Annotated in this window: 11 protein-coding genes and 1 tRNA gene; 4 read left to right on the forward strand and 8 right to left on the reverse strand. The window is 62.3% G+C overall.

Annotated features, from left to right (window positions below):
• Window positions 1-288 precede the first annotated feature (288 nt).
• From G5134_RS13680 to cmoM, 5 genes are all read right to left on the reverse strand, one after another.
• Complete coding sequence (locus G5134_RS13680; protein ID WP_017410169.1) at window positions 289-687, reverse strand: septal ring lytic transglycosylase RlpA family protein; 399 nt, start codon at window positions 685-687, stop codon at window positions 289-291.
• A gap of 171 nt (window positions 688-858) precedes the next feature.
• Window positions 859-5,286, reverse strand: coding sequence for a chromosome partition protein MukB (gene mukB, locus G5134_RS13685; protein ID WP_065017675.1), 4,428 nt, complete (start codon window positions 5,284-5,286; stop codon window positions 859-861).
• 3 nt (window positions 5,287-5,289) lie between these two features.
• On the reverse strand, window positions 5,290-6,009 hold the full coding sequence (gene mukE / locus G5134_RS13690) for a chromosome partition protein MukE (protein WP_005300522.1): 720 nt from the start codon (window positions 6,007-6,009) through the stop codon (window positions 5,290-5,292).
• Window positions 5,990-7,309 (reverse strand): chromosome partition protein MukF, encoded by a 1,320-nt coding sequence (gene mukF, locus G5134_RS13695; protein ID WP_005300519.1) that lies wholly within the window; start codon window positions 7,307-7,309, stop codon window positions 5,990-5,992. The genes mukE and mukF overlap by 20 nt, the downstream gene beginning before the upstream one ends.
• Window positions 7,310-7,385: 76 nt before the next feature.
• Window positions 7,386-8,162 (reverse strand): tRNA uridine 5-oxyacetic acid(34) methyltransferase CmoM, encoded by a 777-nt coding sequence (gene cmoM, locus G5134_RS13700; RefSeq protein WP_010634083.1) that lies wholly within the window; start codon window positions 8,160-8,162, stop codon window positions 7,386-7,388.
• 101 nt (window positions 8,163-8,263) lie between these two features.
• On the opposite strand from cmoM, the gene elyC reads away from it, so the two are divergent.
• The 4 genes from elyC (at window position 8,264) to G5134_RS13720 (ending at window position 13,484) form a co-directional block, all read left to right on the forward strand.
• Entirely contained in the window at window positions 8,264-9,034 is a 771-nt protein-coding gene (gene elyC / locus G5134_RS13705; RefSeq protein ID WP_042049455.1) for an envelope biogenesis factor ElyC, read from the forward strand.
• 135 nt (window positions 9,035-9,169) lie between these two features.
• Window positions 9,170-9,925: a triose-phosphate isomerase gene (gene tpiA / locus G5134_RS13710; protein WP_065017677.1), complete on the forward strand. Its 756-nt coding sequence runs from the start codon at window positions 9,170-9,172 to the stop codon at window positions 9,923-9,925.
• Between the two features lie 147 nt (window positions 9,926-10,072).
• Window positions 10,073-11,044, forward strand: a complete 972-nt coding sequence (gene pfkA, locus G5134_RS13715) for a 6-phosphofructokinase (protein ID WP_005300508.1) — start codon at window positions 10,073-10,075, stop codon at window positions 11,042-11,044.
• Window positions 11,045-12,227: 1,183 nt separating this feature from the next.
• Window positions 12,228-13,484: a M20 family metallo-hydrolase gene (locus tag G5134_RS13720; RefSeq protein ID WP_065017678.1), complete on the forward strand. Its 1,257-nt coding sequence runs from the start codon at window positions 12,228-12,230 to the stop codon at window positions 13,482-13,484.
• An 82-nt stretch (window positions 13,485-13,566) separates the two neighbouring features.
• Here G5134_RS13720 and yjjG read toward each other — a convergent pair whose 3' ends face one another.
• From yjjG to G5134_RS13735, 3 genes are all read right to left on the reverse strand, one after another.
• On the reverse strand, window positions 13,567-14,247 hold the full coding sequence (gene yjjG / locus G5134_RS13725) for a pyrimidine 5'-nucleotidase (protein ID WP_065017679.1): 681 nt from the start codon (window positions 14,245-14,247) through the stop codon (window positions 13,567-13,569).
• 8 nt (window positions 14,248-14,255) lie between these two features.
• Entirely contained in the window at window positions 14,256-15,752 is a 1,497-nt protein-coding gene (locus G5134_RS13730; protein ID WP_065017680.1) for a M17 family metallopeptidase, read from the reverse strand.
• Window positions 15,753-15,923: 171 nt separating this feature from the next.
• A tRNA-Met gene (locus G5134_RS13735) sits at window positions 15,924-16,000 on the reverse strand.
• Window positions 16,001-16,162 lie beyond the last annotated feature (162 nt).

Genomic DNA, 16,162 nt, shown 5'->3' on the forward strand with positions numbered 1-16,162 from the left:
CCCCTGTCACCCCTTTGAAGGGAGACATGATCGCCTCCACCCACGGCAAGGGGTGTTCCATATGCATTCAACCTCCCCTGCTCCTGCCCGATGCCCGCCTGACCGATTGCCGCCAGATGGCAAAGACTCCCTGATTTTCGTTTGGCTATCTTAATGGCACACCGGAAAATGGGAAGTCGTGTTGGCAACATCACCAATGGAATGAAGAAGATGGCCCGCGATCACTGGGAAGCGCCCTCTTCCAGCGGCTCGGGTATGGAGGGGCACCAGCACATGCAGACCCGGTGACTAGAGCGCCTCTATCTTCACCTTGATAAGCCCGGCACGGGGATTGCCGATGGCGCTGAACGCCGCCTTGGAGAGATCGATGATGCGCCCGCGCGGGAAATTGCCCCTGTCGTTGACCCTGACCACCACGCTCTTGCCGTTGGCGAGGTTGGTGACCCGCACCATGGCGCCGAAGGGCAGCTCCATGTGGGCGGCAGTGTTGGCGTGGCGCTGGTAAGGCTCGCCGCTGGCGGTGCGCTTGTTGTGGTAGCGATCGGCGTAGTAGGAGGCAAGCCCCGTCTCGCTATAGCCGCGCCAGCTACCGCCGTGGCTCTCGTCATAGCGACTGCTGCAGGCGGCCAGCAGCACGGTGAGCGACAGCAGCAGCCCCTTTCGCAAAAATTGCCCCTTTTCAACCATGTGCCTTGTCCTTGCTCCCCTGCGGGGTTGTCGATGCCAATGAAGCGGTAGCGGGCGTGAGCAAACCGGCGTGATGCCGGCCTGCCAGGGCCGCGCCGCTACTTTGCCACAGTTTCCAAACAAAACGGGAGGCCAAGCCTCCCGTTTTCATACCTCGTCCGTCAGCCTCTGTCAGGCGATGAGCTTGTCGTCGGCGAAGCCGAAGCCACGCAGACCCACCACATGCACGTGCTCGTGCTTGCCCTGCACCTTGCGGATGAGCTTGTAGGTGGTGCCCTTCTCGGGGCTGATGTTCTCGGGCGCCGCGATAAGCAGCTGCATGTCCTGCCGCTCGCACAGTTCGAACAGGGTGGCGATGGATTTGCCATCAAGCCGCGCCGCTTCGTCGAGGAACAGCAGACGGCAGGGGGCGATGTCCTTGCCGCGCAGACGGCGGGACTCCTCCTCCCAGCTGATCAGCACCATCAAGAGGATGGCCTGACCGGTACCGATCGCCTCGCCGGTGGAGAGCGCGCCGCTTTCGGCCCGCAGCCAGCCATCGGCCCCGCGCTGCACCTCGATCTCCAGCTCCAGGTAGTTGCGATAGTCGAGCAGCACGTCGCCCATCACCTGATAGCTGCGATCCCCCTGCTCCACTTGCGGGTTGAGGCGCTGGAACAGCTTGGCCATCGCCTCGGAGAAGCTGAGCTCCTTGTCGGCGAACAGATCGTTGTGCATGGCGGTTTGGTCAGCCAGCGCCGTCAGCAGACGGGTGTGGGCCTCGCGGATATTGACGTTGAGACGCACCCCGCGCACCAGACCGAAGGCGATGTTCTGCAGACCCTGGTTGAGCACCCGGATGCGATTCTGCTCGCGGCGGATGATGTTGGTGATCTTGGCCGCCACCTCGTGAGAGGAGAGCGACAGATGGGTTTCCCGCTGCTTGAGCTCATCGGCCAGACGGGCCAGCTCGATCTCCATCTCCTCGATGGCCTCCACCGGATCATCGGAGCGGATGATGTCGTTGCGGATGCGATCTTTGAGGTAACGGTAGACTTGCACGTAGAAGGCGACCTTCTGCTCGGTGCTGCGGTTGCCCTCGGAGAGGCGCAGCGCATCGCGCAGGGCCTCGTCGTGGGCCACCGCCACCCGCAGGGCGCCGAGGGCCTTGTCCGACATGGAGCGCAGCTCGTCACTGTCAAGGTACGCCAGCTCGCGCTTGTTGAGGCGCTTCTCGACGTCGGTCTCCCGCGCCAGCCGCACCACCCGCGACCAGCTCGCCTTGTGACCCACCAGAGATTTGCGGGCGCCGTAGTAATCCTTGCCTTCCAGCTTGAGACGACCGCCGAGAGATTCGATCTCGCGCTTGGTCACCTGCAGCTGGGCCTCGGCGCTGGTGCGACGGGAACGGGTGCGGATCAGCAGCTCTTCGATCTCTTTCTTGTGGGCGCGCGCCTTCTCTTCCATGTCGTCAGAGAGGGTCAGCCCCATGGCCGCCAGCTCCTGCTCGAACTCGGTCAGGGTCTGGCGCTTGGCCTCGACGCTGGAGTTGAGCGCGGTGCGCAGCTGCAACGCCTCGGTGTGGCGCTGGGCAATCTGCTTGTGCTGCTCGCCGGCGGTGCGGGCAGCCAGCTCAGCTGCCTTGAGCTTCTCTTTGAGTCGCTCGCTCATCTCGGAGGCCTTGCCCAGCAGGTCTTGCGCATCCTGATAGGCAAAGTGCGGCAGACGGGCCACCAGCTGATCGAGGGCGTAGCAACGGCGTTTCTGCTCGGCCAGCAGGTCGCTCACCTCATCATAGGCGGCCTGCAGCGCGGCAAGATCCTGCGGATCCTGACGCAGCACCTGCACCATGGTTTCCAGCTTCTCGAGCGACTTGCCGTGTTTGGCGATAAAGGCTTCGGCCTGTTTTAGCGCTTCCACATCGGCGTGAGCCGCCTCGAGGCGGGCCGCCAGCTCTGTCTCGGCAAACAGGTGGGCAAACGGCAGCATCCCCTGCACCAGCTGGATATGACGGGTCAGCTGGGCGCCGGCCGCTTTGGCCTCGGCCAGCTGCTTGTCGCACTCACCGATGGTCCCTTGCAGCGCGCGCAGTTCGGCCTGTTTGGCCTGCACTTCGGCTTCGGGGTCGGGGCGGAAGGCGATATCCAGATGCTGGCCAATAAAGTCGCGGAAGTGACCGTAGAGACGGTGGTACTTCTGCTGCTCGAAGGCGGCCTTGGCGTAACCCTCGATCAGCCCTTCACGCTCAAGGTCGAGCTGCTCGATCCGCTTTTCACGGGCGGCGCGGCCAAACAGCGGCAGCTCGGGGTAGCGGGAGAAGCGCACCTGACGCTTGCTGGTGCGCACCAGCACGGCGTCCCCCAGCTCGTCCGCCTCCACCAGATCCTCGTCAAAGGAGTCGGGGTTGCCCTGGATGAGGTAGATATCCTCCGGGCAATCTTCCAGCTTTTTCAGCCGCTCGATGGCGCCTTCGAGATCGAGCACTACCAGAGCGCTGCGAGCCGGGCCGTAGAGGGCGGAGTAGTAAGGGGCATCGTCGATGGAGATGTCGTCGTAGACATCGGAGAGCAGCACGCCCCCCACCTGCTCGGCAATACGTGCCAGGCGCGGATCTGCCTCACCAGCCCCCAGCTGCAGGTTGCGAATTTGCAGCTCCAGCGCCTGTTTCTGCGCCGCGATGCGGTTGCTCTCCTGCTCGAACTCGCGCTCCTTGTCGAGCACGCTCTGCATGCCGGAAGAAAGCTCTTCGGCGGTGGTGAGCGCCAGCCCACTCTGCTCGCGCAGCTGCTCGAGCTTTTCGAAGGATTTGAGCCAGCGCGGGGCCAGCTTGGTCAGCTCCGCGATATCGCGGCCCAGCTGGCTGCCCTGATGCTCAAGGCTGGCGCGGCGCTGATTGACCTCGGCCTGCTGCTCGGCCAGCTCCTCCTGACGGGTACGCTGGGCCTCAAGAAACAACTCCAGCTCGTCCTGGCTGGCGATCAGCTGGCCAGAGGCCTGCTGCAGCTCGTCACGCAAGCGCAGCAGCGCCTGCTGGCTTTCGCTCTCTTTCTCGAGGCGAGCCAGCGCGGCGCGCAGCCCCTGCCCCTGGGCGATGCGGGCCTTGTCTTCGATGTGACGCTTGAGCAGCGCCTGTGCGGTGGGCCAGGCGGCCTCGCGCACTGTCTCGGGGGCGATGCTCAAAAGCAGCGCCAGCGCCGCTTCGTGCTCGGCCACCGCCGCCTTGGCCAGCGCCAGCTGCTGTTCGGCCCCCAGCACCCGGCTGGTGAGGCTCTGCTCGGCGGCGCGGAACTGGTGCAGAGTGTCGCTCGCCTGTTCGGCGGTCAGCCCCGGCAGCTCGCACTGCTCGCGGGCAGTCTCCAGCGCCTGCACCGCCTGACGGTACTGGATGGCGCGGGTCTGCTGGATATCCAGCGCCTGCTGATAGTCGGCCAGCTGGGTCTTGAGGCTGTCTACTTCTGACTGGGCCAGCTCCTTGCGCTCTTCCACCTCCAGCAACTGGCCGTGGATCTCTTCCACTACCGCCTGCTGCTGTTCGAGTTTGTCAGAGAGATCCGCCAGATCGGCGCGATACATCTCGATCTTTTTTTGCAGTGCCACGGCGGCCAGCACCTTGGCCAAGTGCTCGGCGGCGGACTCCAGCTCGTCGGTCAGCAGCTTCTCGCGGTTGGTGAGCTGCTCCACCTCGTCGGTCAGATAGATGGCGCGCTGCTTCTCCTCGGCCAGCAGGCGGCGCTTGCCGGCAAGCTCCTGGCGGGCCTTGAGGGCCAGCTCGGAGAGGCGGTTCTTCTCGGCGGCGTTGCGCACGTAATCCGCCGCCACATAGTGGGTGGTCTCGGTAATGAGGTTCTTGAACAGATCCCGCTGGCCCTGAGTCTCCTTGATCGCTTCCAGGGTGCGGCGGTTTTCATAGATGGCCGCCTCCATGTCCTGGAACGCCTTGCGCACGCCGGAGTTCTCCGGCAGCAGGTATTCGCGCAAGGAGCGGCTGATGGAAGACGAAATACCACCGTAGAGGGAGGCCTCGATCAGGCGATAGAACTTGCCGCGATCCTTCTGATCACGCAGCTTCTTCGGGGTGATGCCGAACTCGAACATGAAGTTGTGATAGTCGGTCACCGTATTGAACTTGGCGACCTTGATGGCGCCAAGCTCGGCCGCCGCCCCTTTCAGATCGGCGAAGGCACGTACCCGGCCCTTGCCGTCGTCGAGCTTCTCCAGCAACAGATCGGTGGGTGCCAGATTGTCCGGCACATCCACCAGTGCAAACGGGGTGATGTTGACCTTGTTGTCACGGTTGGCCACCTGCTCCAGGTGCACGCCGACCCAGATCCGCTGCTCGCGGCTGTTCATCACTTCCAGCACCGAGTAGCAGTGACCGCGCTGCAGCTTGCCGTAGAGCCCCTTGTCGCGGGACGCGCTGGATGAGCCTGCTTCCGTGGTGTTGCGGAAGTGGAGCAGGGACTGGTCGGGGATGAGGGCCGCGATAAAGGCCGCCATGGTGGTGGACTTGCCCGCACCGTTGCCGCCGGAGAGGGTGGTGACCAGCTGATCGAGATCGAAGGTCCGGGCGAAGAAGCCGTTCCAGTTGACCATGGTCAGGGATTTGAACTTGCCTCGCACCTTTTATACCTCCAGATCCAGTTGTTCTTCATCGAGGTCCGCCTCGATATCGTCAAACAGCGAGTCGCTGCTCGGCATTTCGTCGTCGTGGAAGATGGCCTCCCCCTCCTGGATCATCCGCAGCTGCACGGCGCGCGGATCCTCATCGGAGCGCACGTCCGCGGCGAAGCGGAACACCGACTCGTTGACCCGGAATTTGTCACTGTTGCCAAGGGCGGTGATCATGCCAAGGCGGCGCAGGCGGCGCATGGAGGTACGTATCTTCTCCAGCAGTTTCTTCTTGTCGAGATCGGTGCCACCGGAGCGGCTGTTGACCATCCGCAGCAGCTGCTTCTCGTCGGCCAGGCTCAACACCTCCTCCTGCAGCTCGCCCATGGCGAACACCCCTTCCGAGGCGAGGCGATCCGGGCTCAGGTAGAGGTAGCAGAGTACCTTGCCCACCAGCATGTCGAGCTCGGAGAGGACTGTGGTGCCGATGTCGGCACTCGGGCGCGGGCGCAGGTAGAAGAAGCCTTCCGGCGCCTTGATCAGTTCCACCTGATAGCGGCCGTAGAAGATCTCCAGCTCCTGGTGATACTCCACCAGCGCCGAGTGCTGCTCGAACTCGTCGGCACTGATGTGGCGACCGGAGCGCAAGGCGGTGTCGATGCGCGGAAACAAGGGGTTGGCAATCGCCTCTGCGAGCCGCAGCGGCAAGGGAAATTCAGTATTGATCAATGACATAGGCCTGAACCTTGGATCCAGCTTGGTTAATGGGTTTCCATGCGGGCTGACGATGCAGCTGGTGCTCGCCGCTGGCATGGCCCAGGCGCACGGCCTGGTCGATCAGAAGACGCGCCACGTCGAAGTGGGCATGGGCCGGGTAGTCCAGCAGGTATTCTCGCAGCACGTCGGCGAGATCCAGCTGCTGACCCTGCTCGGGGTAGCGGGCCAGGTAGCGCTCGATGCGCTCGGCCAGCTCCTGGTTGATGTCCACCATCTCCATGTACTCCATCTCGAGGGGCACCTCGCCGGTCACCTCCTCGTCGTGGATGGCGATGGTCTCGTCGCGCAGCTCCAGCAGGCGGGGCTCTTCGGCCACCCGCAGCTGCCAGTTGTGCTGATCGAAGTTGCGGATGGATTCGCGCAGCCGCTGACTGAAGGCGCGGTTCTTGTCCATGTCGATGGCGTTGCGGATGAACTTGTGGACGTGCCTGTCGTAGCGGGCCCACAGCTCGATACACTGCTGGCCCCAGCTGGTGATGACGTCCAGCCGCCCCTGCAGGGCGTGAGTCAGCTCCTCGACGTGGAACAGATCCTCGCGCCCCTGGGCCGCTTCCTGAATGTTGAGCAGGCCCGCCTGCAGACGGTGGCCGGCGGCGTCCAGGGTATCCTGCAGTTCGCGCAGGGTCTGGCCGGTCTCGTGCAGCAGCTTTTCGCAGCTGTGGATGGCATCGACCCAGTTCTGGGTCAGCAGGGCCGCGATCTCGCTTTTGACCTGATTTTGCTGCTCATCCATGGCGCGCTGGGTGAGATCGATGCGTCCCAGCGTCTCCTCCAGGGAGAAGGTGAGGCGCGGCAGCACCTCCGCATCCCACTGCTCGCGGGTGTTGGTCTCGAGCGCCGCCTTGCGGGCGGTGTCGAGCTCGGCCGCCAGGTGCTCGAGCAGGATGGAGAGCTTGATGGAGTCCACCTGGCGCTGATCCATAAAGAAGTCGACGATGCTCATGCCAAGACGCGACAGGCGATAGAGGCTCTCCCCCGCCACCATGTCGGTGTTGAAACGCGACAGCAGCTGCTGGCGAATGAGATCGTTGATGGCGTTGTTGGCGCGACCGGTGAGGGTCTCGTCCATCTGGCCGAAGGCGTTGCTGACGTAGCCGAAGGCATCGTGCAGGGCCGCTTCCGACAGGTCCGACTCATCTTCGGACAGGGTCTTGATTGCAATCAGAAAGGCCAGCCGGTCGGTGGGCAGGCTCAACGCCAGCCCCTCCTGCCTGACCCATCCCACCATCTCTGGCAGGGTACGGGATGTACTCATCATGACGTTGTCATCTCGTTGTTGTATTGGGCGCAAAGCCCTGCGCGCGGCTACATCCGGTAGCATCGAAAAAAGGGGCTCAGCCGGCGGGTTTCTGCGCCATCACGTGGATATAGCGCCCCAGGGAGATAAACGGCTCCTGCCGGCAATATTGCTGCTCCATGGCCAGCAGATCGTCGAACTTCTCCAGCTGATCCTGCTTGTGGCGCATGTAATCGTGGATCACCCGCACCCCGGTCTTGCCGATGATCTTGAGCCCACCCCGGCCAATCCAGTCATACACCTGCTCCGGCAGCTGGGGATTGGTGGGGGTCAGCGCCGTCTGCCGCTTCTTGCGAAGACCCAGGCGCACATAATCGAAATTGCCCACCACCAGGCTCTGGAACAGCAGGCCGTGGCGGTTGTAGAAAAGCAGCGACAGTATGCCCCCGGCATTGACGAAAGGGAACAGACCGAGCAAGGTCTGGCGCGGCTCGGCGAGCCACTCCAGCACCGCGTGACAGAGCACCAGATCGAAGGTGCCGGTCACGTGTGCTTTAAGATCCTGAATGGGACAATGGATGAGACGAATTCTGTCTTCCAGCCCCTTCTCGGCGATCTGGCTGCGGGCCAGCGCCAGCATCTCGGCGGAGAGATCGCACAGCTCCACCTGATGGCCCATGGCCGCCAGCTTCTGGGCGAAGTAGCCAAAGCCGCCGCCCGCATCCAGGATGCGCAGGGGCCGGTTGCCAAGGCGGGCCAGGCAGGCTTCGATGTCGCTCCACACAACTGTGGTGCGGATGCGCCCCTTGGTGGAGTCATAAATGTTGCGGGCGAACTTGTCGGCCCGCCCGTCGAAACTCTGATCGTGCTTCAAGGAGAAACTCAACTTTTGCGCCACAGGGTTGTGGCCATCCCAAAAAAGAGAGGTATTCTGTCACATCCCGAATTTGCTGAAAACTCAAGGAACTCTCTGCCGTGTTTGTGCTTAAAAAGTGGCTGGGTCAGCTGCTGATGCCGCTCCCCTTCTCCGTCACCCTGCTGTTGCTGGCGCTGCTGCTGCTCTGGTTCACCCGTTTTCAGAAAACCGGCAAGCTGCTGGCGACCCTGGCCCTGCTCATCGTCGCTCTGATGGGGATGCGGCCGGTGAGCTACCAGCTGGCCCGCCCGCTGGAGCAGACCTTCCCCCCCTTCGAGGTGAGCCAGCATCCGGACATCGAGGCCATCGTGGTGCTCGGCAACGGCCATGTGAGCGACCCGGCCGTCCCTGAGCGCAGCTGGCAGAACAACATCGCCCTGGCCCGCACTCTGGAGGGGGTACGGCTGGCCCAGGCTTATCCGCAGGCGGAGCTCATCTTCTCGGGCTATGTGTCGGGGGATCCTCTCTCGAACGCCGAGGTCAACGCCCGCATGGCGGCAAGCCTCGGCATCCCGCGCTCGCGGATGACGTTGTTTGAAAACAACAAAGACACCCACGACGAGGCGGTCAGCATCAGCCAGCATCTCAAGGGCAAGCGGGTGGCGCTGGTGAGCTCGGCCACCCACCTGCCGCGGGCCATGGCGCTCTATCAGGGTCAGGGACTCAATGCCGTGCCGGCCCCCACCGACTACACCGCCAAGCAGAGCCAGGTGGTGCAACCCCTCTACAGCTACCTGCCCAAGGGGCGCTATCTGATGTATTCCGAGGCTGCCATTCACGAATGGATTGGGGTATGGTGGGCCCGTCTGCGGGGTCAGGTCACCGATTGAGCGATCGAGCCTTTCATTCCTGATTTGGATCAGGAAAGCGAAAAAAAATTACGTCATTTGCCGCCGGGTCAGCTATCTTGGGCTCGGTTCAATTCATATAATGTCGCGCAATCAAATGCCTAGGAGATATAGAAGATGAGACAGCACCTGGTAATGGGTAACTGGAAACTGAACGGCACCAAGGCTTCCGTCGAAGCACTGATCAAAGGACTGACCCCGGCGGCTGCCGCTCATCCTTCTGTACAAGTCGCCGTCTGCCCGCCGGTTATCTTTTTGGGTCTGGTTGAGCAGCTGACCGCCGGCAGCAAGATTGCCTACGGTGCCCAGAACGCCGACGTTCACGAGTCTGGCGCCTTCACCGGCGAGAACGCTCCGTCCATGCTCAAAGCCTTCGGTTGCACCTACTCCCTGGTCGGCCACAGCGAGCGTCGTACCCTGCACGCAGAGACCGACGAGGTGGTTGCTGCCAAGTACGAAGCCATCCAGAAAGGCGGCCTGATCCCCGTGCTGTGCATCGGTGAGACTCTGGCCCAGTTCGAAGCCGGCACCACCAACTCCGTGGTCGAAACCCAGCTCAAAGCCGTGATCGACCGTTGCGGTATCGCCTCCTTCGAGAACGCCGTCGTGGCTTACGAACCGGTATGGGCCATCGGCACCGGCAAGACCGCTACCCCGGAAATCGCACAGGCCGTGCACGCTCACATCCGCCAGTACCTGGCCGGGTTTGATGCCACCGTGGCTGCCAAGGTACAGATCCTGTACGGCGGCTCCGTGACCGGTGCTACCGCTGCCGACCTGTTCGGTCAGCCGGACATCGACGGCGGCCTGGTAGGCGGTGCGTCCCTGAAAGTGGACGACTTCTCCCAGATCATCGCTGGCGCGGCCAAGTAATCGGCTGCCTTGGAGGGGGCGCTTGCCCCCTCCTGCGTATCGCTTTTCCTATGGCAGCCAGCGCATCCCATATGAAAGCCGATATAGTAAAAGTGGCTTGTCTCATTTAACCCTTTCGTATTCGACAACTCAGATCCAGAGGCACTCATGACCAAACAAATCAAACGTATTGGTGTTTTGACCAGTGGTGGCGACGCACCGGGTATGAACGCAGCCATTCGCGCCGTGGTGCGCGCCGGCCTGCATCATGGCCTGGAAGTCTACGGCATCTATGATGGCTACCTCGGTCTGCACCAGGACCGTATCGTCAAGCTGGAGCGCCACAGTGTCTCCGACGTGGTCAACCGTGGCGGTACCTTCCTCGGCTCCGCCCGTTTCCCGGCCTTCAAAGATCCGAAAGTGCGCGCCGAAGCGATCGAGAACCTGAAAAAGCACGGCATCGACGCCCTGGTGGTGATCGGCGGTGACGGCTCCTACATGGGTGCCAAGAAGCTGACCGAAGAGGGTTTCCCCTGCATCGGCCTGCCGGGCACCATCGACAACGACATCGCCGGTACCGACTTCACCATCGGCTTTGACACCGCCCTCAACGTGGTAGTGGATGCCATCGACCGTCTGCGCGACACCTGCAGCTCCCACCACCGCATCTCCGTGGTCGAGATCATGGGTCGCCACTGCGGCGACCTGGCCATGTCTGCCGCCGTCGCCGGCGGTGCCGAGTACGTGATCGTGCCGGAAGTGGCCTTCGACAAAGAGAAGCTGCTGCAACAGATCAAGGAAGGGGAAGCCAAAGGCAAGCGCCACGCCATCATCACCATCTGTGAGCATGTCACCGACGTGAACGCCTTGGCCAAGGATATCGAGGCCATGACAGGTCGCGAAACCCGCGCCACCATCCTGGGCCACATCCAGCGCGGTGGCTCCCCGACCGCCCGCGATCGCATCATGTCCAGCCGCATGGGCGCCTTCGCCGTCGAGCAGCTGCTGGCCGGTCAGGGTGGTCGCTGCGTCGGTATTCAGGGCAACGAGATGGTGCACCACGACATCATCGACTGCATCGAGAACCTGAAGCGTCCGTTCAACCAGGAGCTCTACGATCTCTCCACCACCCTGTTCTAAGCCCCGCTTGTTCAGGCTGTTGTGACAAAAAACCCTCCGCTGGAGGGTTTTTTATTGGCGCGGGCCACCTGCCGGCACGCCCGCTTCCATTCCACCCTCTGGCCATGTCTGCCGTTACCTCCACCCATGGCTCCCTGCCTTCCCCTCGCCTCTTCAGGCAGCCCGGTCAGGGCGATGCAGCCAGCAAGCCTCCCCACCTGCCATTGGCTCGCAGCGAAACACTGCACAGGGCCATCGCGACCTGTGCAGTCAGCTCACCCTCCTTATCATCAAGTGGTCATGTACCTGCCATCAGCAGCCCCCATCGAGCCGCCAACATGCCGTGAAAAGAGTCGAACAGGATCGGTTAAATGGTTGCACGACTGTCATCAATCACAGGATTTCTGCAAATTTGCGAGCGTGCTGCCGCCAGAAGGTGGCGTCACGACAGGGAAAAATCCCCGGAGCACGACAAGAAATGCTGGGGGGTAGGGAAAATGGGGCTGACAGCAGTCCAAACCATGCCAGACTCACTCCATCGCCAGCAAAACTGTCTGCTTTTGCCGACAAAATTTTAAAAAACCAAAAAAGCCTCATATAAGACCCTGAGTGAGACACAACAAGAATAAAGATAATGCATTGATTTAATTAAATAAAAACAACATCAAATCCTAGTGCATGCCCAACACCCATCTTGAAGCTGATAAAACAGCCTTAGATTTATAAAAATGACGCTTTCGAGCGCTACGCGACAACTATGGCCACATAAATACACTTTACTATTGTTTTACTGCGTAATTGTGGTATCTTGGTTCCATCATCAGTCAGCCAAGGGAGACAATAATATGAAAGAGTTTGTGGTTACTGCCGTTTTCACCGTGTTTTTCACTCTGGTTGCCGTCTCTCTGCCGTCGCTGTCACAGCTTTGAGCCGGTTGGTTGCCCACTTCGTGATCAGCATGGGCAACGATAGGCACCAGTGCGCTGGTTAATTCACCGCATTCAGTCATTTTTGGTCGTTTCATCGAAAATGAGTGCAGACAAGGTGGTTAGCACCAGTCGGTGTATATAAACAGAGCTGTCGTGCCACGGCAGCGTAAACAGGGGGAGCCAGTGGCTCCCCCTGTTGCATTTGTGTCTGCGGGATTTACTCTTGCCCCCCTGCCCGTCACAATATCCGCTGGATTCGCCATGCAGGAATTACCATGACACAGGATGCGCTAAGCCATTGGCGTCGTGATCTTCATCGTCTGCCCGAAGCGGCCTGGTGTGAATTTCGTACCAGCTCCCTCATCGCTCACCACCTCAATGAACTCGGTTTCTCCATCATGCTGGGTGACAAGCTGCTGGCCAGCAACCTCATCATGGGACGCAACATAGACGTGCAAGCCCAGAAGGAGCGAGCCCTGCGCCAGGGCGCCCATCCGGACTGGCTGGGCCGGATCGAAGAGATAACTGGGGTGATGGGACTGTGGGACAGCGGCCGACCGGGCCCGACCCTGGCCTTTCGCTTCGACATCGACGCGGTGGAGGTCGAGGAGAGCCAGGATGAGCTGCATCCCCCCAGCCAGGAGGGGTGGCACTCGCGCAACCCCGGCTGGATGCACGCCTGCGCCCATGATGGCCATACCGCCATCGGGCTGGTGCTGGCCGAGCGCATCGCCGCCCTCGCCGATCAGCTGAACGGCCGTATCAAACTGTTCTTCCAGCCCGCCGAAGAGGGGTGTCGCGGCGGCAAGGCGCTGGCCGCCGGTGGCCAGCTCGACGACGTGGATGCCCTGCTTGCGCTGCACATCGGCATTCATGCCAACAGCGGCGAGCTGGTAGTCAATCCCACCGAATTTCTCTGCTCCACCAAGTTCGACGTGGAGTTCATGGGGCGCGCCGCCCATGCGGGGCTCGAGCCCAACGCCGGCAGCAATGCGCTGGCGGCGGCCTGCATGGCCACCACCGCCATGCTCGGCATCGCCCGCCATCGCGATGGCATGACCCGCATCAACGTGGGCCAGCTCCATGCGGGCAGTGGCCGCAACGTGATCCCGGGCCATGCCCTGCTGCAGGGAGAGACCCGGGGCGCCACACCGGCCCTCAACGACTACATGTTCAGCCAGGTGCAGCAGATGGTGGAAGGGGCGGCCATGATGCAGGGCGCCACCTACCTCATTCGCAAGCAGGGCGAGGCCATCGGCATCGACAACAGCCCATCCCTGCTCGAGGAGATCATCCCGCTCGCCCAGGCGCTCAAGCTGGAGACCATTCACACCCGCCGCTTCGGCGCCAGCGAGGATGCCGGTTTTCTCATCGAGCGGGTGCAACGTAACGGCGGCCAGGCGGCCTACCTGATCCTGGGGGCCAATCTGGCGGCGCCCCATCATCACCCGGAGTTCGACTTCGACGAAGCGGTGCTGGCGCCCGGCGTGGCCTTGCTGGAGTCCTGGTTGCTGGCCCGCCTCGGCCGCTAGCAAGAGCCGGATACAGACAAGGCAGCCCGCGGGCTGCCTTGTTTTTTTCATTTCCCCTGCGCAGCAGAGGAAAATGGCGTTCCTATTCGCCCAGCACGATGGCCGAGAGGTGGGCGAAGTGGTGGATCTCGTGAGTCGCCTCGCTCGGACCCTCCTGACGGGCCGGGTTGTACCAGCAGGTCGCCAGCCCCTGGGCCGCGGCGCCGGCAATATCGGTCTTGGGGTTGTCCCCCACCATCAGCACCCGCGCCGGACTCGGCTGACCCATCAGTGCCAGCGCGTGCTGGAAGATGGCCGGCGCCGGCTTGGTCACCTGCACCTCGTCCGAGATCACCAGCGGCTCGAACCAGGCCTGCCAGCCCAGCTTGTCGAGGCGCCCGCGCTGGGGCAGGCTGAAACCGTTGGTGATGATCCCCATCTTCACCTTGCTCTTCAGCGCCTGCAGAGTCTCCTCTACCCCCTCCAGCGGCACGCTCAAGGCGATGATCTGCTGCAGGAAGGTGTCATTCATCGCCATCGGCGCCACGTCCACCTGCTCGGCAAAGAGGGAGAAACGGGTCTGCTGCAGGTGGACGGCATCGATCTCGCCGGAGTTGTACTGCTGCCAGAGCCGGTGATTGAGGGCGTGGTACTCCGCCATCTTGGGCGGAGTCGGCGTCACGCCGTAAATGTGCAGTGTCTGCTCCAGCGCCTGAGCGACCGGGAAATCGACCAGGGTTTCATCCAGATCGAACAACACCCAGTCATAACTTGGTTCTTTCACGGGATCCCTTACTGTTCTGGTTGATCAAGTTCATTGCGCCGCCCCAGCGGGCTAGCCAGCAGTTCCAGCGTCAATCTGACCCCGAAACCAGTCACCTCGCTGCTGACCACACCATTGCCGCCCTTGTTGCGAAAACCACTCAAGTCTAGGTGCAGCCAGGGGGTCTGGGCAGGCACGAAACGGCTGAGGAAGCGGGCCGCATCGATGTGATCCGGCGAGGCGCCGGGCGCACACTGTAACAGATCGGCCCACTCGCTATCGAGGTTGTCGTCGTAATCCTCATCCAGCGGGAAGGGCCAGACTCGCTCACCGCTGCGCTGACCCAGGCTGATCAGCTCGCTCAGCCACTGGGGCCGGTTGGTGAAGGCGCCACTGTAACGGCTGCCGAGCGCCCGCTTGCAGGCCCCGGTCAGGGTGGCGTAGTCGATCAGCAGATCCGGGTTGTCCTGCACCGCCATGCTGAGGGTGTCGGCCAGCACCATGCGTCCCTCGGCATCGGTATCCACCACCTCGATGGTGGTGCCATTGAGGGCGGTCACCACCTCCCCCGGCCGATAGGCGAGCGGGCCTATGTGGTTCTCGGCGATGGCGAGCCAGCAGTGCACCTCATAGGGCAGCCTGGCCCGGCTGATGGCGTGAAGCGTGCCCAGCGCCACCGCGCTGCCCCCCATGTCCAGATGCATGCCGTACATGCTGCCGGAGACCTTGAGGTTGTAGCCGCCCGAGTCGTGACAGATCCCCTTGCCCACCAGGGCCACTCGCCGCACCGCATTGGGTGGGCAGTAGCTCAGCTTGACCATGGCGGCCTGGTTGTCTTCCGAGCCGCGTGCCACCGCGATGAAGGCACCGGCCCCCTGCTCGGCCAGCTGGGCCTGATCGTACTCATGCCACTGCCACCCCTCGCTCTGGGCCAGCTGACGTACCCATTCGCGGTAGCTGCGGGCGGTCAGATCGGAAGCGGGCGACACCGCCAGATGGCGGGCGATGCCGTTGCCCTCGGCCTCGGCATAGATCCGCGCCAGATCCAGCACGCAATTGGGAGAGACCGCGATCTGCTGGTAGCGCCAGGGATCTTCGCTGCGATGCTTGTGGCTTGGCAGCGGCACGTTGGCCGCCAGCAGGGTGGCCAGCGCCAGTTCGGCCAGGAGAGTGGTATCGGCCTCGTCAAACCCCTCCAGGTGCAGCCCCAGGCGCTCAATTTTGAGCCCGGCCAGCGGCGCAACCCAGCTGCGCACCTGCTTGTAGAGGGCATGATCGCGAGAGGGACGGGCTGGCAGGAAGACCAACAGTTGCAGGGTATTGTGCAGCACCAGGCTGTAGGGGGCTTTCTGCCCCAGCGCGATCTGGGCGCTGACGGCGGCAAGCTCGGGCAGGGCCAGCAGGCTCTCGCGCCGCTCTTCGGCACAGATCAGCAGGTTGGCGGCCAGGCCATTGGTGAGGACGGCAGCAAGGCTGGCGTCGTGAATGTCGATCTGCGGCGGCAGATAGGTAAATGGTTGCATCATCGGGCAAGGCCCTCGTCCATGAAGAGATACCAGAGATGATACCCAACAAAGCGGGGTCACAGCCAGATTGCACTTGAAAATCAATATCAAGCGCGAAAAGGAGACAAAGCAGAAAGACCGCGAGGCGGCTGGATGACGAGCTAGAGGAACAAGGTAATAAAGAAGGGAAGTTGGTTGCGGGGGCCGGATTTGAACCGACGACCTTCGGGTTATGAGCCCGACGAGCTACCGAGCTGCTCCACCCCGCGTCCGAATTGTATTGCCACCACAAGAGGCAGAGCAGTTGCCCCTTGCTGTCTTCGTCTCCACCGCGCGGCATTGCCTGCCATGGACACAAATAGTTGGTTGCGGGGGCCGGATTTGAACCGACGACCTTCGGGTTATGAGCCCGACGAGCTACCGAGCTGCTC

Origin of the sequence: Aeromonas sp. 600276, assembly GCF_049175815.1 — a bacterium.
In the GTDB taxonomy this organism is placed as follows: Bacteria; Pseudomonadota; Gammaproteobacteria; order Enterobacterales; family Aeromonadaceae; genus Aeromonas; species Aeromonas dhakensis.